We start from the raw sequence: 17,891 nt of genomic DNA, 5'->3' as shown, positions 1-17,891 counted from the left end.
GGACCGCCATCATAGCCGCCGCGCGCCCCGCGTCGACCGGCCTACGAGCACGACTGAACTTCACGCTTGCGCCGTTCCCTGTTCGTGCCATTATCGAACGTATGGAGAACATTTCGTCCCCTGGAGCTGCGATCGAACCGCTCGGCGACGTCGCGGCGGAGGCTGCGCGGCCGTCGTCGCTATCGGGTGTGGCGGCCACGCTGGCGCGCGGCGTGTGCCGGCACTTCGTCGCGGCCGGCTACGGCTGCCTGCGCGAAACGCCGCTGCGCTCGGGCCGGCGCGCCGACGTGATGGCGCTCGGCCGCACCGGCGAGATCATCATCGTCGAGATCAAATCCGGCCCGCAGGATTTTCGCTCCGACCGCAAGTGGCCCGAGTATCGGCCGTTCTGCGACGCGCTTTACTTCGCCGTGGGCGCGGACTTTCCGCAGGCGCTGATCCCCGAGGACGTCGGCCTGATCGCCGCCGACGGCTACGGCGCGGCCATCCTGCGCGAGGCGCCGCGGTTTCCGCTCGCGGGCGCGCGCCGCAAGGCCGTCACGCTCGCGTTCGCGCGGCTCGCCGCGGCGCGGCTGCAGGCGACCGTGGATCCGGAAGGATTCAGCATGTCGTGAACGAATCGCCGGAAATGACGCAACCCAGCCACAGTCCAGTCTCATTTCAATACAAACTGAGTATTGACGTTAAACAACAATGATTCGGACTGAGTTTGTCTGCTGATCAAGTGTAGCGCTCGCTCTTTCGTAAGGAGTGGGCCTGTAGCGGCGCGGAGGCGCTGATCCAATGTCGAACGATGACGTGAACGCCGTAGTCCTTCGCCTCGCCCGTACTCTTCAGCGTTGCGGGGAGGACCCGCGCGTGGTGTTCGCCGCCCTGATCGGCAGCGCCGCCACGATCGCCTCCGATCTCGGACATGACGTCAACTCCCCCGATGACCTGCGCCGAGCGATCGACGAGGTCGTGGAATCCGGCCACCTTGAGGATTTTCGGGAAGGCGCGGTGAGCGCGGCCTCGGTCGTGATCCCCTTCCCCGCCGCCCTCGTCGCCTGACGGCATGGCGCTCCGGGCGCGTCCCGGAACTGATCGACCACCCGGCAAAATGATCCACGGCCGCAGGGAAAAGACAGCCGTTCAGTACGACCGCGTGGACGAGGCGCCGGGCGGCTGAGGCGTCGCGGGAAATGAAGGCTCGGGCCTCAGCGCCGCTCACCGCGGGGCTGACCAGGTCGGAGCCCGGCGCTCAAGCCCCCGCGCCGTGACAACCTCATGCCGGCCCGCGTCTCAGATCAGCGTCGGACCGTCGTCCCGCCCGGTCGACCGTGCGCGGCGTTCCGACCCGAGATCGCCGTCGAGGCGACGGAAGTTCCAGCCGATCAGCGGCGCGCCGCGCACCGTCGCGTGCACGACGATCTGTTCCGTCCGCCGCGGGCCGTTGGCGCCCGCGAAATAGATGCTCTCCTCCAGCTCCACCGCGAACCCCGGCGCCGCGAACAGCCAGCCGCGGCCGCTCGGCAGGGCGAGCATGGCGCCCTGGCCGTCCTGTGTGACGCTCGCGCGCACGCCGGGATGAAGATGAAACCGGAGCGCGACGCGCGAATCCTCGGGCCCGCGCCCGGCGTGGACGGGCCGCAGCGCGTCTTCCCCTTCGAGCCGGTCGCCCCCAGCGGCCAGCGTCAGCGTGCGTGCGTGGATCAGCCCGAAGCGGCGGGCGTAGCCGTCGTGCGTCGCCGCGACCCGCACGCCCTCGGCCGTACGCTCGCGCCGGGCGACGACCGCACGCGGTCCGGCGACCACGATCCGGCCCAGCAGTCCGGCGCAGCGTTCGCTGGCGAAGCGGCAGGAGGAGGTGTCGGCGACGACGAGGGTCGAATGGGCGGCGGTCGCGCGCGGCGCGGCGCCCCAGCTCGCACGGCCGAAGCGCGGGACCCCGCAGTTGACCACGATCTGCTCGGGGCCGCTGGACAGCTCGAACGACAAAGCCCCGGCGTGCGCGTCACGGGACGCTCCGGGCGGAGGCGGCGGGCCGACGTCGACAAGCACGGCCGAGGGCCCGCCCTGCAGACGCACATAGCCGGAATGCGGCGCCTCTTCGGGCAGCGGGCCGCGGGCGTCGTCATAGGCGAGGATGGTCGCCACCAGGTCGGCCTGGGTCGGCCCGGCGCCGTTGAACTGGGCGAAGGCCCCGTCGCCGTGCCGGAAGAACCGGATCATCGGCATGGCGCGATCGACCGCGTTCAGAAGCGACTGCGGCGGCTGGGCGTTGCGCGCGGCGTAGGCCTGCCGCAGCGGCAGCAGGTCGAGCATGGCCTCGACCAGCGCGCTCGGGTTCCGACTGACATGGCCGCCGTCCGGCAGGATCTGGCGGTCGAGCTCCTCCGCAAGCGCGGCGGAGGCTGATTTCAGCAGCCGCCCGTCGCCGGCGAAGCACAGCCCGGCGTAGGCCAGCGCGCAGGCCACGTTGAGCCGCGGCAGGCCGTCGGGCGCGAGACGGCGCGCGCGGCCCAGCCTTCGCGTCTGGCGCGCGAGGCTCCGCAGGAAACGGCGGTAGAAGGCGCGATCGGCGCCGTCGAGGATCAGCGGCGACTGGCAGAGCCAGGAGATCACGCGCCGCGCCGTGACGTGGGGGGCGCGGGCGATCGGATCTCCGCCGCCGCCCAGCGCGATCCACTCCTCGACCAGCGCGCGGGCGTTGGCCCGTGCGAGCGTGGTGTCGGCGGCGCGCAGGTGGCGCAGCCACCCGAAGCCGTGCAGCGCCTCCGCCCATTCCGGCGAGGGCGGCTCGACCCGGAAGGGCGAGGCTCCTTCGACCGGCACGCTCTTGCCCGCGAAGGCGAACACGCCGGCGTAGATCTCGCCGGCCCGGGTGGGATCGGAGGTGCGCAGGTCCTGAGGGGCGATCACGAGCTTGTCCGGCGCGCGGCCCGTCGCATGCAGCGGCGCCGCGGCGAGGCCGGTCAGCCGCCGCCATCCGCCGCCCACGCCTTCGCCCACAGCGAAGCGCATGAGCCGCGCGGCCTCCTCGAGCGCCCCGACGCTCATGGCATGCGGACCCTTCGCCGTTTCCCCCTCATTTCAGGAATCGTCGCATACCTGCAGGCGCTTGTCGCGATTCGCGGACCAGTCAGCCCACGCGCAGCCGCGCGGCGAAAAAACCGTCGAGCCCGGCAAGCCGAGGGTCGTCCGCCGCGAGATGGCTCGGCAGCGTGCGCAGGAAGCCGTCCGAACCCACGGCCTCGCCGTAGCCCGGCAGCTCGGCCTCGGTCACCGGTTCGACAGCGACGCGGCCGGCGGCGCGGGCGAGGAAGGCGGCGATCTGATGTTCGCCCTCTTCCGGCTCCAGCGAGCAGGTGCAGTAGACCAACAGGCCGCCCGGCTTCACCAGCCGAAGCGCGGCGTCGAGCAGCCGCGCCTGCAGCTTTGCAAGCGTCGCGATGTCGCTTTCCCGCTTCATCCAGGCGACATCAGGATGCCGGCGGATGGTCCCGGTGGCGCTGCAGGGCGCGTCCAGCAACACGGCGTCGGCCGGCTCCAGCGACACGCCGGCGGCGTCGCCGACCTGGGCTTCGGCCGACAGCTTCAGCCGCGAAAGATTGTCGCTCAGGCGGCGCAGCCGCTCGGCGGACTTGTCGACCGCGACCACCTCGGCGCCGGCGGCGGCGAGCTGGGCCGTCTTGCCGCCGGGAGCGGCGCAGAGGTCGATGGCGCGCTTGCCCTGCAGGTCGCCGAACAGCCGGGCGGGCAGCGCCGCCGCAGCGTCCTGCACCCACCACTCGCCGTCGTCGAACCCGGCGAGCTGCGCCACGCGGCCGCCTTGCGCCAGCCGCACGCCACCGGTGGGTAGCGCGACCCCGCCGAGCGTTTCCGCCCAGCCGGCGGGATCCGATTTCACGGTGAGGTCGAGCGCCGGCTCGACGCTCAGCCGAAGCGCGATCGCCGCGGCGGTCTCCGCGCCATAGGCGCGCGTCCAGCGGGAGTAGAGCCACGCAGGCAGGTCGGCTCCCGGCGTCGGCTCCGGCGCGCCCTCGGCGACGATCCCTCGAAGCACCGCGTTGACGAGGCCCGAGAAGTGGCGGGCGTCCGGATCGGCGCGGGCGCAGGCCACGGCGAGGTCGACGGCGGTGTGCGCCGGCGTGTCCATGAACAGCGCCTGAGCCGCGCCGGTGGCGAGGATCGCCTCCAGAGGGCCGGCCTTCTTCGGCAGCCCCTTCTCGAGCTTCGCGGCGATCAGGGAACGCAGAGTGCCGAACCGTCGCAGGGTCGAACCGGCGATGGCGCGGGCGAGCGCGCGGTCGCGCTCGTCCAGCGCCCGGAAGCCGGTCGGGTCGTGCTCCGCCTCGAGCGCGCCGTCGAGCGGCCGCGAGCGGGAGAGCACGCCCTCCACCAGCCGCACGGCGACGCGGCGCGGCCCGAAGCCCACCGGCTCGGGCGCAGGCCGCTGGGTGCCGCCCATCGAGCGGCGGCCCGGCGTCGGGGTCCGGAATGCGGGGGGACGGGTCAACCCCAGGGGCCGCTTCGGCGCTGCGATCCGCCCCAGGGGCCCGAAGCCGGGCCGGACGGAGCGGCCGCCGGACGGGCGCCCATGCCGCGGGCGAGCTCCATCAGGGCGGCGATGCGGTTCTCGGTCGCCGGGTGGGTCGAGAACAGGTTGTCCATCCGGTGGCCCGAGAGCGGGTTGATGATGAACATGTGCGCGGTCGCGGGGTTGCGCTCGGCGGCGTCGTTCTCGATCCGGGCGGCGCCGCCCGCGATCTTGCCGAGGGCGGAGGCCAGCCAGTCCGGACGGCCGCAGATCTCGGCGCCGAGCTTGTCGGCCTGGTACTCGCGGGTGCGGCTGATCGCCATCTGAACGATCATCGCGGCGATGGGGGCAAGAATCATCATCGCGATCGACCCTATCACGCCGAAGGGCGAACCGTTGTTCTCGCGGTTGCCGGAGAACAGAAATCCGAAGTTCGCCAGCATCGAAATCGCGCCGGCAATGGTCGCGGTGATCGTCATGATCAGGGTGTCGTGGTTCTTCACATGCGCCAATTCGTGCGCCATCACCCCCGCCACTTCCTCGCGGCTGAGGGAATGGAGCAGACCCGTGGTTGCGGCCACCGCCGCGTTCTCGGGGTTGCGGCCGGTGGCGAAGGCGTTCGGCTGCGGTTCGTCGATGATGAAGACGCGCGGCATCGGCAGCTGGGCGCGGGCGGCGAGCTCCTGCACCATGCCGTAGAACTCGGGCGCGGAGCGGGCGTCCACCTCCTGCGCGTTGTGCATGCGCAGGACGGCCTTGTCGGAGTTCCAGTAGCTCCAGGCGTTCATGGCGAGCGCCACGACGAAGGCGATCATCAGGCCGCCCTTGCCGCCGATCAGGAAGCCCACTCCCATGAACAGCGCGGTCATGCCTGCCAGCAGAAGGGCCGTGCGGAAGTAGTTCATGCGGGTCGGGTCTCCGTCTCGGTCGCGAACGCTCGCGCGGGCGCGCTAGCGACTTATATGTGGGGAGAGTCCCCGTTTCGCGCCAATGCGTCGCGGGGTCACGATCGGATCAGCGGAGGGAGCAGGCCATGGCCAAGGAGCCGCACAAGGCGTTGAGCGAGGCCGCCGCCCGCGCGCTGGCCGAGGCCGAGGCCCGCCGCGCCGACTACGAGCGCCATGCGGCCGAACTCGCGAAGGCCAAGGAGCTCAACGGCCGCAAGGGCCCGGAGCCCGTGCGCTACGGCGACTGGGAAAGCAAAGGACTCGCGAGCGATTTCTGAACGCACGCCCGCCCCGAGCGAAGCGCCTCCACCGCCGCCTCGCGGGCGAAGCCGCCCGATCCTCGGCCGCCTCGTCGCCCGCGGGCTCCTGGGCGCGGCCGTCGTCATGGGCGTGACGGCGACGATCCTGGCGTCCGATCTCGATCGCTATTGGCCGCTCGACCTGCGCGACCCGCCGGGCGTGTTCACCCAGTGGCGCATCCGCGCGCTCGCCGCCTCCCCCGATCAGTGCCGCCGGGTGCTGGCGCGCTCCGGGGTCGAGGTCCGCGCCGCCTCCCCGCGGCCGCTCGTCGGGGGCTGCGGCTACGTCGACGGCGTGGTCCCGACAGCGGCCTCGATCGCGCTCGACGCCCCGCCGGCGATGCGCTGCGCCATGGCGGCGGCGGTGGCGGCCTGGGAGCGGCGCGTGGTGGAGCCGGCGGCGCTCAAGCATCTGGGCTCGAAGCTCGCCGAGATCCGTCATTTCGGCAGCTACTCCTGCCGCAATGTCTACGGCCGGGCGACGGGCCGTCGTTCGCAGCACGCCACCGCGAACGCGCTCGACGTCGCCGCCTTCCGTCTCGCGGACGGCCGCACGATCAGCGTGCTCGGCGACTGGAGCGACGGCGGGGCGCGCGGCGCCTTCTTGCGCGACGTGCGCGACGGCGCGTGCGGCCTGTTCGCCGGCGTGCTGTCGCCCGACTACAACGCCGCACACCGCGACCACTTCCACTTCGATCTTGGCCCGTTCGACATCTGCCGCTGAAGTCCCCCTCGCGCTTGACCCGGGGCGTCGTCCGTCGCACACGGCGTGCGGGACGCGCCTTGCGATGGGGACGCATGGCGGATCGCGAAGGAGCCGGGTCGATGACCGCCGCTGAACGACGCTTGGCGCTCGCGCGCGACATCGCCGCGTCGGTGGCGCCGCTGCTCGGCCCCCATCTGGCGCTCAGGCTGTGGGACGGCTCGACCGTCCCCGCGAACGCCGGCCCTGACCAGCTGGTGGTGAAGTTCGGCGACGAAGGCACCCTCGCGGCGCTGTCGAAGTCGCCAAAGCTCGACACGCTGGTGCGCCTGCACGCGCTCGGCCGCATCGATCTCGAGAACGGCGACCTTTTCGATCTCGCCGAGCGCCGCCCCTCGGTGCGCGGCCGCGATCTGCTGCGCGCCGTGGGTCCGCTGAAGCTCGCACGCGGCGCGGCGGCCTTCCTCAAGGTGCCCGCCGGCCAGACGAAGCTGCCGTGGGAGGGCCAGCCCGGCGCGGCGCCGGGCAAGTCCGGCGACCCCGAAAGCAACCAGAAGAACATCGCGCACCACTACGACGTCTCGAACGCCTTCTACCGGCTGTTTCTGGACGAGAAGCTGATCTACTCCTGCGCCTATTTCGAGGACTGGGAGCAGGACCTCGACGCCGCCCAGCGGGCGAAGATCGATCTGGTGTGCCGCAAGCTGCGGCTGCAGCCCGGCGAGACCTTCCTGGACGTGGGCTGCGGCTGGGGCGCCCTGATCTGCCACGCGGCGGAAGTCTACGGCGTCACGGCCCATGGCGTGACGCTCTCCAAGGAGCAGCTGGCGGGCGCCCAGGAGGAGATCCGCGCGCGTGGCCTGCAAGGCCGGGTCACCGTCGCGCTCGCGGACTGGACGATGGTCGCGGGGGCCTTCGACAAAATCGCCTCGGTCGGCATGTTCGAGCACGTCGGCCTGAAGAACGCCGACGCCTACTACCGCGGAATTCGCAAGCTGCTGCGGCCGGGCGGGCTCTATCTCCACCACGCCATCACCCGGCGCGCGAAGCCTGGCGACGACCGCAAGCTGCGGCCCGAGGCCAAGGCCATCCTGCGCCACATCTTCCCCGGGGCGGAGCTCGACCACATCGGCTCGACCCTCTCGGGCCTGGAGCGGGCCGGGTTTGAGCCGCAGGACGTAGAGGCGCTGCGCCGGCACTACGCCCGCACCACGGCGCTGTGGTGCCGCCGGCTGCAGGGAAACCGCGCCGCGGCCATCGCGGAGGTCGGCGAGGTCCGCACCCGCATGTGGATCGCCTATCTGGCCGGCGTCTCGCTCGCCTTCGCGCGCGGCTCGATCGGCGTCTGCCAGACGCTGTCCTCGGCCCGGCAGAAGAGCGGCGCGGTCGATCTGCCGCCCACGCGCCGCGACATCTACCGGGACTGAAATGGATGCGTGGAGCGGCGCCTCAGGGCGCGCGCGGACCCCGCTTCAATCCTTCGCGACTACGTCAATTGACGCAGCATGGCCTAGGTAAAGATGCTTAGCATGGCGGAAAATGTCCGGGAGGACGCCATGCCCTACAACGTACTGGTCACTCAAGACGGTCGTTCGACGATCGCCTTCGCACGCAGCGCCACGGAGGCGCTCGCCCTCGCCCGCGAGAAGGAAGCCGCCGGTCTCAGCGAGATCGTGGTGATGTCGAACGACGGCGGCCAGGTCGCCGTGGACCGGCTGATCCGCCTTGCGGAACTCGAAGCGATCACCCCTACGCCCCCGAGCGTTTTCGGCTGAGGAACGGCGTCAGCCGAAAAGCCACGCCATGATCTTGTAGGTCGCGAAGCCGATCACAGCGGCCGCTGGCAGCGTGAGCACCCATGCGACCACGATGTCGCTCGCGACGTTCCAGCGAACGGCGGTCGTGCGCCGCGCGGCGCCGACGCCCACGATCGCGCCCGTGATGGTGTGCGTGGTCGAGACCGGCACGCCGAGCCATGTCGCCATGAACAGCGTGATGGCTCCGCCGGTCTCCGCACAGAAGCCCTGCATGGGGTTCAGGCGGGTGATCTTGGAGCCCATGGTATGGACGATGCGCCAGCCGCCGCAGAGCGTGCCCAGCGCCATCGCGGCCTGGCACGAGAGCACGACCCAGAGCGGCACATGGAACGCGCCGCCGAGCATGCCCTGCGAGTAGAGCAGCACCGCGATGATGCCCATGGTCTTCTGCGCGTCATTGCCGCCGTGGCCGAGCGAGTAGAGCGAAGCGGAGGCGAACTGCGCGATGCGGAAGGTGCGGTCGACCGCGAACGGCGTGAACCGCACGAAGGCCCAGGACACCAAGAGCACGAGGACAAGCGCGAGCAGGAAGCCGACCAGCGGCGACAGCACGATCGCGGCGACGGTCTTTCCCAGCCCGCCGAGCACCACGACCCCGAAGCCGCCCTTGGCGGTCGCGCCGCCCACCAGTCCGCCGATCAACGCGTGCGAACTGCTGGAGGGGATCCCGAGGATCCAGGTGGCGACGTTCCAGACGATCGCGCCGATCAGCGCCGCGAAGATCACCGTGGGATCGATGATCTGCGCGTCGACGATCCCCACGCCGATGGTCTGCGCCACGTGCAGGCCGAAGAACAGGAACGCGATGAAGTTGAAGAACGCCGCCCACAGCACGGCGAAGCTCGGCCTCAGCACCCGGGTCGAGACGATGGTCGCGATGGAGTTCGCGGCGTCGTGCAGGCCGTTCAGGAAGTCGAACAGCAGCGCAACCGCGATCAATCCGACTAAAAGAGGAAACGCAAGCGCCGCATCCGCCATCGCGCTGTCACACGTTCTCGACGACGATGCCGTTTATTTCGTTGGCGACGTCCTCGAATCGATCGACGACGTCTTCCAACTGCCCGTAGATTTCGCTTCCGATGATGTAAGCCATGGGATTCGCTTGGCCCTCGCCCTTGAACAACGCTTTCAGGCCCCGGTCGTGAAGCTCGTCGGAGCGGCCCTCGACCGCCACGATCTGTTCCGTCAGCTCGCCCAGCCTGACGGCGTTGGCGTTCGGCGTCTTCAGCAGCGGAATCGCCTCGGCCGTCAGCCGCGCCGCTTCGGCGACGCAGGCCGCCATCTCGCGCATCATCGGATCGAACGTGGTCAGCTCGTAGAGCAGCACCGTCTTCGCCACCCGGTGCATCTGGTCGATCGCGTCGTCCATCGACTGGATCAGGTCGGTGATGTCGCCGCGATCGAAGGGCGTGATGAAGCTGCGTCGCACCGCGAGCAGCACGTCGCGCGTCACTTCGTCGGCCTGATCCTCGTAATCCGCGATTTCCCGCGCGCGGGCGGCCACGTCGTCTCCGCCTTCGAGCAGCCCTTCGAGCGCGCGCGCGCCGCTGACGAGCGTTTGCGAGTGCTTCTCGAACAGATCGAAGAAGCGCTCCTCTTTCGGCATCAGCGCCCGGAACCAGCCCAGCATCGCGTGTTCCCCCCAGCTTTCGCGGCAATCGCTCAACGAAGCGGCGTCGCCGGTGTTCCCCTGCGAAGAGCGCGTCTTAAATGAGCGGCATGCCGAAAGCTGCAAAAAAGAAGACCAAGCCGCGCCAGCAGTTCGGCGTCGCGCCCTACCGAAGCCTCCCCGAAGGCGGGTTGGAGGTGCTGCTCGTCACCTCGCGCGACACGGGCCGCTGGATCATCCCCAAGGGCTGGCCCATGAAGAAGGGCTCGCCGCTGAAGGCCGCGCTTCGCGAAGGATTCGAAGAGGCGGGCGTGCGAGGCGAGGGCGGAGCTGAAATCGGCGCGTTCGAGTACGTCAAGGTCATGGAGTTCGGCCGAGACCGCCCCTGTCGCGTGGGCGTGTTCGCGCTGAAGGTGACGGAGGAGCTCGAGGACTGGCCGGAGCGCGAGGAGCGCGTCCGGCGCTGGTTCTCGCCCGCTGAGGCCGCCGAAGCGGTCAACGAAGACGGCCTCAAGGAGATTCTCGAGACGCTTCCAGCCCGCCTGGAGAACGGCTGACGGGACCGGCCGCGCGACTCACCGATCGACGCGAACGGCGACACCTGGCGTGGGGGCGGCGGTCGCCGGTGGAAAGCCATAGAGTCGCGCGGGATTCTCCACGAGGATGCGCACGCGGTCGAAGGGCGTGGGCGCCCAGTCCGTGAAGACGTCGAGGAGGTGCCCCACATCCAGCGACGGCGCCCAGTGCGCCACGTGCGGCCAGTCCGAGCCCCAGAGGCAACGCTCCGGGGCGGCCTCGAACAGCGCCCGCGCGAAGGGCGCGACGTCGCGGTAGGGCGGCCCGTCGACGCTGATGCGATAGGCTCCCGAGAGCTTCACCCAGGCGCCGTCGGCCACCAGCCCGACAAGCGTGCGGAAGCCGGCGTCGTCCCGGCCGCGGCTCGTCGGCATGTGGCCCATATGGTCCACCACGAAGGGCACGGGCAGCGCCTTCAGGCGGGGCGCAAGGATTGGCAAGTCAGCGGCGTCCAGCAGGAACTGCAGGTGCCATCCCATCTCGCGGGCGATCGCGCCGTAGGTCTCGAGCTTGTCGAAGCCGACGCCGCCGCCGAACAGCACGTTGAGGCGCAACCCCACGACGCCCGCCTCGGCGAGCGCCGCCAGGTCGCGCTCCGACGCTTTGGGCGAGATCACCGCGACGCCGCGCAGCCGGTCCCGATTCGCGGCGAGCGTGCGAAGCATCAGGCGGTTGTCGGTGCCATGCGCGCTGACCTGCACCAGCACGCCATAGGTCATGCCGGTGGCGTCCAGCATCCTGAGATAGGCGGCGGGGGTCGCCTCGGGCGGCGTGTAGCTGCGCGCCGCGACGAAGGGATAGGCCGGCGGCAGGCCGATGACATGGGCGTGGGAATCCACCGACCCGGGCGGCGGATCGAACCGGGTCGCCCCATGGGGCGCGGGCGCCGGTCCAGGACAGACCGGAGGCTCCCCCCGCGGCGGGTGCATCGGGCGATCGCTCCTCATCGAGCCCCGCCAAGCCGTCGGAGCGCGCGCGGGCCGGCCGCGCCTGTCGCCGTCGTCATGTCGTCCTCCCGTCTCGGCGTCTCTGACGTATGCCTTTCCGAAGACCTAGGGCGGTCACCACGCCTTTTCGACGACGTATCCCGCCCGGCGGTAAAGCTCGACCAACCCTTTCTGACCCGGCAGATGCAGCGCTCCGACCGCAACGAAGGCCCCGCCTTCGTCGATGAGCGCCTTTGAGCGCTCGGACATCAGGGTGTTGCGGCGGTCCACCAGCTCGGACATGAAATCCGCGTAGGCCTCGACGTCGAAGCCGGCGCCGAACAGGCCGCCTTTCATGGCGAGATACCAGCCGACCTTTCGGGCGCGATAGAGCGCGAGCGTGGTGGTCTGGAGGTCGCCGCCCGCCTCCGGGGTCGCGACCGTGTCGCGGATCATTCGGCGGGCGGTCTCATCCGGAACCTTCGAGACGGCGTCGAGCTGCTCGGTGACGCTTTCGAGACCGACGATCTTCGCGCCGTTCTCCCGCCCGATCCGCTCGACCGCGAAGTCGATGGTGGGCAGCCCCTCCGCCATGCGCCTGGTCTCGCAGGCGGAGACCTGGAGCGTGATCCCGAGGAACCAGGGCTTCAGGGAACTCGCGACCGACGCGGGCAGGCCGTTCTCTGCGATCCGGCGTCCAACCTCCTTCCGCTGCGCCTCGTCGAGGCCCTCGAGCCCTTTGCCGGAGAGATCGATGGCGTTGCGGGTGACGTAGGCCACCACCTCGGCCTGCGCCGCCGCGCCGTTGGCGTCCGCGATCTCGACCGCGACGGTTCGGGCGTCCTTCAGCGCGGCGCGCACGGGTTCGCTGAGGGCGACGAGATCGGCGTCGGTCGTGTGCATGGTGCCGAACAGGTAGGACGGCGCGACGTTCGCGGCCTTCGGCGTGATCCGCCACAGCAGACCTTCGGCGTTCGGCACGGCGCGCGCCTCCGTCTCGAAGGCAGCGTAGGCCTTGGGGTCCTCCGCCTTCGCCTTGGAGATGAGGTCTCGCCCCGCGCAGGACGGCGCCGCCTCCTGCGCGACCACGGGCGAGGCGACGAGGGCTGCGGCGAAGGCCGCGGCGAGGCGACGGGAGAGCATGGTGCGGGCGCGGTCCGGCGTGCGAGGGCCTCCGATCCTCGCGCGGGAGGGCTTTCGGCGGGTTAACGCCGGAGGAAAGTTCGACGCGTCGTTAACGGCCGATGGCGGGGAGGCGGCCATGCGACCGCGGACTCGAGAGGACTTCCGGGCGCCACGCAGGCGCCTCGCTTCGGCGTCCCACGGACGACGCCCTTCGCCCCGCTCTTTCCCGGCTCCCACCGGAGACGTTCTATCGTCCGCCGGGAGCGTCGTCGCCCTTGCCCGCCGAGGCCTGCGGCGTATGGTGCGGCCATGCCGCTCAGTCCTTCGGAAGTCGAACGCTACGCCCGTCACATCGTGCTGCACGACGTGGGCGGGCCGGGCCAGCAGAAGCTCGCCAAAGCCCGCGTGCTGGTCGTGGGGGCCGGCGGGCTGGGCAGCCCGCTCGCGCTCTATCTCGCCGCGGCCGGCGTCGGCGCGATCGGGATCGTCGACGACGACCACGTCTCGCTCTCGAACCTGCAGCGGCAGGTGCTGCACGGCACGCCCGACGTCGGCCGCCTGAAAACCGAGTCCGCCGTGGACGCCCTCGCCCGGGTGAACCCGCACGTGACGGTGGAGCCGCACCCGACGCGGCTGACCGCCGACAACGCGATGGAGCTGGTCGGCGCCTACGACATCGTCGCCGACGGATCGGACAGCTTCGCGACCCGCTATCTCGTGGCCGACGCCTGCGCGCTGGCGGGACGGCCGCTGGTCACCGCCTCGCTCGGGACCTTCGACGGCGCGATCACCACCATCCGCGCCCACGAGACAAACGGGGAGGGCGAGCGCAACCCGACCTGGCGCTGCCTGTTCCCCGAGCCGCCGCCGCCAGGTTCGGTCGCGACTTGCGCTGAGGCCGGCGTGCTGGGCGCCCTCGCCGGGTTGATGGGCTCGATGATGGCGATCGAAGTGCTGCGCGAGATCGTCGGCTTCGGGCAGGGGCTCGTCGGTCGCCTACTGGTGGTCGACGCCCGCGCCATGCGGTTCGAGACCGTCGCCTACGGCTGGGATCCGGACAACCCGGTCACAGGCGACAATCCGACGATCACCGACCTGTCGATCCACGCCAAAAAATTCAGCGGCTGACGCGGGGCCTTAGGCCACCTTTTCCGTAGCCTTCCGGCTCGCCCCGAGACCCCCATCTCGGCGTCCCGCTCGACGCCTCACGTGGATGGTCCGGTCAAGCCAACCCAGACGCCCGCGGGTGAGATCCGGGCAAACGCTGGCGGAGCCTGTTCCCGGCCCTCAGCGGCGCCAGACGAAGGCCGCGCCCTGACGGCGGACCACTTTCAGCGAGCCGTCGTCAGCCTTGATCGCGAGATAGCAGCTTTCCCGCCGGGCCTGGCCGAGCTTCATGCAGAAGCCCTCGTCGTCGACCCGCCACGTCCCCTCGGTCGCGGAGCCCGCGCGGCCCCCGGCGCGGGTGACCTTGCCGTCCGCCGCAAAGGCGAAGGTGGAGGCCCCGCCGCGCGGCCCGGTGGTCGAGACGGTGCGCCCGTCGAGCCAGTTGGCCTTCAGGTCCTGCGGCCCGACGAGCTCCACAGCGCCCGCAGGTTCGGACGCAAGGCTCCCGGCCAATGCGGTCACTCCCGCCAGAATGCCGATGATGCGCATGCCGCCCTCCGCCCTATGTTCGTGACTTGTTCACGGAACAAATGCAGCACAGCGCTTTTGACGAGTCAAGCCGGTTGCGGCGCGTTCGATTTTCGCGTCGGCCGTCGAGGGCGTCAGCCGCTCACAGCATCGAGGGCAGCACCCGGTCCGGCGGGCGGTGGCCGTCCATGTAGGTCTTTATGTTGACGATGACCTTCTCGCCCATGTCGATGCGGCCCTCGAGGGTGGCCGAGCCGAGATGAGGCAGCAGCACCACCTTGTTCTGGCGCGCGAGCTTGACGAGCTTGGGGTTCACCGCGGGCTCGTTCTCGAACACGTCGAGCGCAGCGCCAGCGAGGTCGCCGGCCTCCAGCATGCGGGCCAGCGCGTTCTCGTCGATCACCTCGCCGCGCGCGGTGTTGACGACGTAGGCCTCTTTCTTCAGCAGCTTCAGCCGGCGCGCCGAGAGCAGGTGGTAGGTCGCCGGCGTGTGCGGGCAGTTGACCGAGACGATGTCCATGCGGGCCAGCATCTGGTCGAGGCTCTCCCAGTAGGTCGCCTCGAGCTGGTCCTCGACGTGCGCCGCCACCCGGCGACGGTTGTGGTAGTGGATCGACAGGCCGAAGGCCTTGGCGCGGCGCGCCACCGCCTGGCCGATGCGGCCCATCCCGACGATGCCGAGGCGCTTGCCCCAGATGCGGCGGCCGAGCATCCAGGTCGGCGACCAGCCGGACCACTCGTGGTCGTCCGGCACGACGCGGGCCCCCTCGGCGATGCGCCGCGGCACCGTCAGGATCAGGCCCATGGTCATGTCGGCGGTGTCTTCCGTCAGCACGCCGGGCGTGTTGGTGACGGTGATCCCGCGGTCGAGCGCGCTCTGGACGTCGATGTTGTCGACGCCGTTGCCGAAATTCGCGATCAGCTTGAAGTTCGGCCCGGACTGGGCGAGCAGCGCGGCGTCGATGCGGTCCGTCACGGTCGGGACCAGCACGTCGGCCTCCCGCACGGCGGTCGCCAGTTCGTCCGGCGTCATCGGCCTGTCGTCGTGATTCAGCCGCGCGTCGAACAGCTCGCGCATGCGCGTCTCGACCACGTCGGGCAGCCGACGGGTCACGACGACGAGCGGACGCTTCTTCATGGCCGGCGACCTTTCTGGAGGAGCTCGGGCGTACGGTTAATCCATCGTCAACGCGGACGGTGGATGCTTGTTCGAGGCCGCGCGGATGCGGCGAACGCGACCCGCGGCGACCCCTCGCGTCTCTAGCAGACGGAGGGCGGAACGCAAGACGGCGACGAAAGACGGAGCGTGCGACGCGCATGGCTGGGAATCGACTGAAGCCCTTCGGGCGGGCGGCGCTGGCGGCGGCGACGGCTCTCGGCGTTCTCGCCGGCTTGAGCGGCGCGGCGCGCGCGCAGGCCGCAAAGGAGACGGAGGCCGGGGTGATGATCGGCCCGGTGTCGGGCCTTCCCGTGCCGCGCTACGTCAGCCTGAAGAGCGCGAAGGTCTACGTGCGTCAGGGCCCGACCAAGGACCACCCCGTGGCGTTCGTCTACCGCCGCGCCGGCGAGCCGGTCGAGATCGTCGCCGAGTACGACAACTGGCGGCGCATCCGGGATTCCGAGGGGTCCGAAGGTTGGGTGTGGCACAGCCTGCTGTCCGGCCGACGCACGGCGCTGGTTGCGCCCTGGTCGAAGGACAGCGCGCTTCCGATCCGCGCCTCGGCGACCGCAGATGCGCGCCTTTCGGCGCGGCTGGAGCCGAAGGTGCTGGTCGAGGTGCGCCGCTGCGACGGCTCGTGGTGCAAGGTCGAGGGCGACGGCTTCGACGGCTTCATCCCGCAGGACCGGCTCTGGGGCGTCTATCCTGGCGAACGCTTCGACTGAGGCTGTCGGGCGCCAGGTCAGGGCGCGGCTGGACAGGGCTCGCTTGCGAACAGGGCCTCGACGCCGCAGGGCGAGGTGAACATTCCATCGCCGTCGTGGCCGACGCCGGGGACCACCCGCACCACATGCCGAAAGGCCGCGCCGTGGCGCGCCGCGAGATAACGGGCGTAGGCCAGCCCCCGCTCCATCCGGTTCGGTCCCTGCGCCTCCGCGGCGCAGCTCTTGTCCAGCGCCGGGTGGTTCGGGTTCCGATCCTCGGCGCCGAGAAGCATCGTGAGGTCCCGGCTGAGATAGGCCGCCTCGATCTCCGCCCCGGACCGGCCAGCGGCGTAGGGCGGCCGGTCGGCGAGGCCGTATTTCCAGCGGTCCGCTCGTGGGCAGGTCGCAAGGTCCAGCGCCGCGAACCCGCCGCCGGCCATGGGGCGTTCAGGCGAAAAGTAGAGATAGGACGAGGGGTTGGCGACCACGAAGCGCACCACGGCTCCGCCGGGCGCGCGGTCTTTCGCCAGCGCGTCGGCCTCCTGCGAGGTCGCGGCGTAGCGCTGCACGACCTGCCCGCCGCCGGAGTGCCCCGCAACCACGATCTCCGCGAGATTCGGGAACAGCCGTCGGTCGGCGAGCCGGGCGACGAGCGCGTCGAGCGCCTCGAACGAGCTGATCGGCGCGGGCGCCGTGGCCGCCTCGCCGCCCATCCAGCCCTCGGGAGTCCAGCGCAAGGCGTCGGGCGGCAGGCCGCCGGCGAGGTCGGCGTCCGGGTCGGCCAGGAACTGGGGCGCGACCAGCAGCGCGCCGGCCGCCTGCTCGCCCGCGGCCGCGCGGGCGGTCTCGGCCGAGCGAAAGTAGACGTCCGCATTGCGCAACCGGCCGTGCACCAGGACGATCGCGCGTCGCACCGCAGGATCGGGCGCGTCGAGACTTTGGGATGCGTAGAGACGAAGGGCTCCGAGGCGCGTCCCGGCACCGACAGGCAGCGCCTTGTCGCCGATCGCGCGCACCGCCCGATGGTGCGGGGGAGGAGCGTCAACCGACTCAGCCGCGACGCCCGGAGCCGGGATCAGGCCCGCGACAAGGAGCGCAAAAATCAAAAGGCCGCCTCGCAGGGAGACGGCCTTCCGCATCATCATATCGCCGGTCCCGGCCGAGAGTCAGCTCACGCGCTTGCGGCGCAGGCGGACTACGACGTCGACGCGGGCGATCTCCATGCCGTCCGGAATTTCCGGCAGGCGGTCGACGGAGACGTGCGCGCCCGGGATGTCCATCAGGCGGTTGTCGTCTTCGACCAGGAAATGGTGGTGCTCGGTCACGTTGGTGTCGAACCAGGTCTTGGAGCCGTCGACCGCGAGCTCGCGCAGCAGGCCAACTTCAGTGAACTGGTGGAGCGTGTTGTAGACGGTGGCGAGCGACACCGGCACGCGGGCGCGCATCGCCTCCTCGTGCAGGATTTCGGCCGTTACGTGCCGGTCGCCCTTGGCGTAGAGCAGACGGCCGAGCGCGATGCGCTGGCGGGTGGGACGGAGGCCGGAGTCGCGCAGCAGACCGCCGACGTCGCGCGCGACGCAGAGGGAAGGCCGCAGGCCGCAGTCGACCGAGCGATCGGCCGCAGCGGAGGAAGCGACGGGGGCGGCGGTGGTCGTGATCAGTTCGGCCATCGTCGGTCTCGGGTACGCTCATGTTGAAGGCTGAGCCGAAGGACGGCCGCGCCGGACAAGGACACGCGCGCAGCAATGCGCAGCGAAAGCATGCGTAATCGTACCGTGTCGCAACGCAGCGAGCAACCTCCTTCGCTCGGAACGCTTTTCGCCGGTCCGACATGTGTGCTAGCAAAGCCGCGCTTCGCGCGCCGGACTTCTG

Annotated in this window: 20 protein-coding genes; 9 read left to right on the top strand and 11 right to left on the bottom strand. The window is 70.7% G+C overall.

The window, feature by feature from the left end; genetic code table 11:
• The first annotated feature begins 101 nt into the window (after positions 1-101).
• Both JOD31_RS10780 and JOD31_RS10775 read left to right on the top strand, forming a co-directional pair.
• The gene (locus tag JOD31_RS10780) at positions 102-614 is read left to right on the top strand and encodes an MmcB family DNA repair protein (protein ID WP_210341396.1); all 513 of its coding nucleotides are present in this window, start codon (positions 102-104) and stop codon (positions 612-614) included.
• A 247-nt stretch (positions 615-861) separates the two neighbouring features.
• On the top strand, positions 862-1,050 hold the full coding sequence (locus JOD31_RS10775) for a hypothetical protein (protein WP_210341485.1): 189 nt from the start codon (positions 862-864) through the stop codon (positions 1,048-1,050).
• Positions 1,051-1,281: 231 nt separating this feature from the next.
• Here JOD31_RS10775 and JOD31_RS10770 read toward each other — a convergent pair whose 3' ends face one another.
• The 3 genes from JOD31_RS10770 to htpX form a co-directional block, all read right to left on the bottom strand.
• Positions 1,282-3,039 (bottom strand): heparinase II/III family protein, encoded by a 1,758-nt coding sequence (locus tag JOD31_RS10770; protein ID WP_204950306.1) that lies wholly within the window; start codon positions 3,037-3,039, stop codon positions 1,282-1,284.
• Positions 3,040-3,121: 82 nt separating this feature from the next.
• Positions 3,122-4,450, bottom strand: coding sequence for an RsmB/NOP family class I SAM-dependent RNA methyltransferase (locus JOD31_RS10765; RefSeq protein WP_204950445.1), 1,329 nt, complete (start codon positions 4,448-4,450; stop codon positions 3,122-3,124).
• A gap of 44 nt (positions 4,451-4,494) precedes the next feature.
• Entirely contained in the window at positions 4,495-5,424 is a 930-nt protein-coding gene (gene htpX / locus JOD31_RS10760) for a zinc metalloprotease HtpX (protein WP_204950305.1), read from the bottom strand.
• 128 nt (positions 5,425-5,552) lie between these two features.
• Here htpX and JOD31_RS10755 point away from each other — a divergent pair, with 128 nt between their 5' ends.
• The 4 genes from JOD31_RS10755 (at position 5,553) to JOD31_RS10740 (ending at position 8,243) form a co-directional block, all read left to right on the top strand.
• A complete protein-coding gene (locus JOD31_RS10755) occupies positions 5,553-5,744 on the top strand; it encodes a DUF1674 domain-containing protein (RefSeq protein ID WP_204950304.1) in 192 nt (63 codons plus the stop codon).
• Between the two features lie 106 nt (positions 5,745-5,850).
• Entirely contained in the window at positions 5,851-6,489 is a 639-nt protein-coding gene (locus tag JOD31_RS10750; protein ID WP_204950303.1) for an extensin-like domain-containing protein, read from the top strand.
• Positions 6,490-6,590: 101 nt separating this feature from the next.
• Positions 6,591-7,895 carry an SAM-dependent methyltransferase gene (locus tag JOD31_RS10745; RefSeq protein WP_204950302.1) on the top strand — a complete coding sequence of 435 codons (1,305 nt, stop codon included), beginning with the start codon at positions 6,591-6,593 and terminating at the stop codon, positions 7,893-7,895.
• Positions 7,896-7,997: 102 nt separating this feature from the next.
• A complete protein-coding gene (locus tag JOD31_RS10740; RefSeq protein WP_204950301.1) occupies positions 7,998-8,243 on the top strand; it encodes a hypothetical protein in 246 nt (81 codons plus the stop codon).
• Between the two features lie 9 nt (positions 8,244-8,252).
• Here JOD31_RS10740 and JOD31_RS10735 read toward each other — a convergent pair whose 3' ends face one another.
• Positions 8,253-9,263, bottom strand: a complete 1,011-nt coding sequence (locus JOD31_RS10735) for an inorganic phosphate transporter (protein WP_204950300.1) — start codon at positions 9,261-9,263, stop codon at positions 8,253-8,255.
• Positions 9,264-9,270: 7 nt separating this feature from the next.
• Positions 9,271-9,915 (bottom strand): DUF47 domain-containing protein, encoded by a 645-nt coding sequence (locus JOD31_RS10730; protein WP_204950299.1) that lies wholly within the window; start codon positions 9,913-9,915, stop codon positions 9,271-9,273.
• 80 nt (positions 9,916-9,995) lie between these two features.
• Between JOD31_RS10730 and JOD31_RS10725 the strand changes: the two genes are divergently transcribed.
• Positions 9,996-10,451 (top strand): NUDIX hydrolase, encoded by a 456-nt coding sequence (locus tag JOD31_RS10725; protein ID WP_204950298.1) that lies wholly within the window; start codon positions 9,996-9,998, stop codon positions 10,449-10,451.
• 18 nt (positions 10,452-10,469) lie between these two features.
• Here JOD31_RS10725 and JOD31_RS10720 read toward each other — a convergent pair whose 3' ends face one another.
• Together JOD31_RS10720 and JOD31_RS10715 are read right to left on the bottom strand one after the other, a co-directional pair.
• Positions 10,470-11,399: an amidohydrolase family protein gene (locus JOD31_RS10720; protein ID WP_204950297.1), complete on the bottom strand. Its 930-nt coding sequence runs from the start codon at positions 11,397-11,399 to the stop codon at positions 10,470-10,472.
• Between the two features lie 132 nt (positions 11,400-11,531).
• Positions 11,532-12,539 carry a TraB/GumN family protein gene (locus tag JOD31_RS10715; RefSeq protein ID WP_204950296.1) on the bottom strand — a complete coding sequence of 336 codons (1,008 nt, stop codon included), beginning with the start codon at positions 12,537-12,539 and terminating at the stop codon, positions 11,532-11,534.
• Between the two features lie 291 nt (positions 12,540-12,830).
• Between JOD31_RS10715 and JOD31_RS10710 the strand changes: the two genes are divergently transcribed.
• Entirely contained in the window at positions 12,831-13,649 is an 819-nt protein-coding gene (locus JOD31_RS10710; protein ID WP_204950295.1) for a HesA/MoeB/ThiF family protein, read from the top strand.
• Positions 13,650-13,808: 159 nt separating this feature from the next.
• Here JOD31_RS10710 and JOD31_RS10705 read toward each other — a convergent pair whose 3' ends face one another.
• Both JOD31_RS10705 and JOD31_RS10700 read right to left on the bottom strand, forming a co-directional pair.
• The gene (locus tag JOD31_RS10705; protein WP_204950294.1) at positions 13,809-14,177 is read right to left on the bottom strand and encodes a hypothetical protein; all 369 of its coding nucleotides are present in this window, start codon (positions 14,175-14,177) and stop codon (positions 13,809-13,811) included.
• A gap of 121 nt (positions 14,178-14,298) precedes the next feature.
• Positions 14,299-15,294 carry a 2-hydroxyacid dehydrogenase gene (locus JOD31_RS10700; RefSeq protein ID WP_204950293.1) on the bottom strand — a complete coding sequence of 332 codons (996 nt, stop codon included), beginning with the start codon at positions 15,292-15,294 and terminating at the stop codon, positions 14,299-14,301.
• Positions 15,295-15,473: 179 nt separating this feature from the next.
• Between JOD31_RS10700 and JOD31_RS10695 the strand changes: the two genes are divergently transcribed.
• On the top strand, positions 15,474-16,040 hold the full coding sequence (locus JOD31_RS10695) for an SH3 domain-containing protein (protein WP_204950292.1): 567 nt from the start codon (positions 15,474-15,476) through the stop codon (positions 16,038-16,040).
• A gap of 17 nt (positions 16,041-16,057) precedes the next feature.
• On the opposite strand, the gene JOD31_RS10690 is transcribed toward JOD31_RS10695, so the two are convergent.
• Positions 16,058-16,933, bottom strand: coding sequence for an alpha/beta hydrolase (locus JOD31_RS10690; RefSeq protein WP_271206126.1), 876 nt, complete (start codon positions 16,931-16,933; stop codon positions 16,058-16,060).
• Between the two features lie 252 nt (positions 16,934-17,185).
• Positions 17,186-17,689, bottom strand: a complete 504-nt coding sequence (gene irrA / locus JOD31_RS10685) for an iron response transcriptional regulator IrrA (protein ID WP_246482419.1) — start codon at positions 17,687-17,689, stop codon at positions 17,186-17,188.
• Positions 17,690-17,891 lie beyond the last annotated feature (202 nt).

This window comes from Methylopila capsulata, assembly GCF_016907975.1.
In the GTDB taxonomy this organism is placed as follows: domain Bacteria; phylum Pseudomonadota; class Alphaproteobacteria; order Rhizobiales; family Methylopilaceae; genus Methylopila; species Methylopila capsulata.
This window is presented reverse-complemented; position numbering and strand designations above follow the sequence as displayed.

What these genes read in the sequence shown, in the direction of transcription:
- JOD31_RS10780 (WP_210341396.1), top strand. Translation starts at nt 102, where the DNA reads ATGGAGAACATTTCGTCCCCTGGAGCTGCGATCGAACCGCTCGGCGAC.
- JOD31_RS10770 (WP_204950306.1), bottom strand. Translation starts at nt 3,039, where the DNA reads ATGAGCGTCGGGGCGCTCGAGGAGGCCGCGCGGCTCATGCGCTTCGCT.
- JOD31_RS10765 (WP_204950445.1), bottom strand. Translation starts at nt 4,450, where the DNA reads ATGGGCGGCACCCAGCGGCCTGCGCCCGAGCCGGTGGGCTTCGGGCCG.
- htpX (WP_204950305.1), bottom strand. Translation starts at nt 5,424, where the DNA reads ATGAACTACTTCCGCACGGCCCTTCTGCTGGCAGGCATGACCGCGCTG.
- JOD31_RS10755 (WP_204950304.1), top strand. Translation starts at nt 5,553, where the DNA reads ATGGCCAAGGAGCCGCACAAGGCGTTGAGCGAGGCCGCCGCCCGCGCG.
- JOD31_RS10750 (WP_204950303.1), top strand. Translation starts at nt 5,851, where the DNA reads ATGGGCGTGACGGCGACGATCCTGGCGTCCGATCTCGATCGCTATTGG.
- JOD31_RS10745 (WP_204950302.1), top strand. Translation starts at nt 6,591, where the DNA reads ATGACCGCCGCTGAACGACGCTTGGCGCTCGCGCGCGACATCGCCGCG.
- JOD31_RS10740 (WP_204950301.1), top strand. Translation starts at nt 7,998, where the DNA reads ATGGCGGAAAATGTCCGGGAGGACGCCATGCCCTACAACGTACTGGTC.
- JOD31_RS10735 (WP_204950300.1), bottom strand. Translation starts at nt 9,263, where the DNA reads ATGGCGGATGCGGCGCTTGCGTTTCCTCTTTTAGTCGGATTGATCGCG.
- JOD31_RS10730 (WP_204950299.1), bottom strand. Translation starts at nt 9,915, where the DNA reads ATGCTGGGCTGGTTCCGGGCGCTGATGCCGAAAGAGGAGCGCTTCTTC.
- JOD31_RS10725 (WP_204950298.1), top strand. Translation starts at nt 9,996, where the DNA reads ATGAGCGGCATGCCGAAAGCTGCAAAAAAGAAGACCAAGCCGCGCCAG.
- JOD31_RS10720 (WP_204950297.1), bottom strand. Translation starts at nt 11,399, where the DNA reads ATGCACCCGCCGCGGGGGGAGCCTCCGGTCTGTCCTGGACCGGCGCCC.
- JOD31_RS10715 (WP_204950296.1), bottom strand. Translation starts at nt 12,539, where the DNA reads ATGCTCTCCCGTCGCCTCGCCGCGGCCTTCGCCGCAGCCCTCGTCGCC.
- JOD31_RS10710 (WP_204950295.1), top strand. Translation starts at nt 12,831, where the DNA reads ATGCCGCTCAGTCCTTCGGAAGTCGAACGCTACGCCCGTCACATCGTG.
- JOD31_RS10705 (WP_204950294.1), bottom strand. Translation starts at nt 14,177, where the DNA reads ATGCGCATCATCGGCATTCTGGCGGGAGTGACCGCATTGGCCGGGAGC.
- JOD31_RS10700 (WP_204950293.1), bottom strand. Translation starts at nt 15,294, where the DNA reads ATGAAGAAGCGTCCGCTCGTCGTCGTGACCCGTCGGCTGCCCGACGTG.
- JOD31_RS10695 (WP_204950292.1), top strand. Translation starts at nt 15,474, where the DNA reads ATGGCTGGGAATCGACTGAAGCCCTTCGGGCGGGCGGCGCTGGCGGCG.
- irrA (WP_246482419.1), bottom strand. Translation starts at nt 17,689, where the DNA reads ATGGCCGAACTGATCACGACCACCGCCGCCCCCGTCGCTTCCTCCGCT.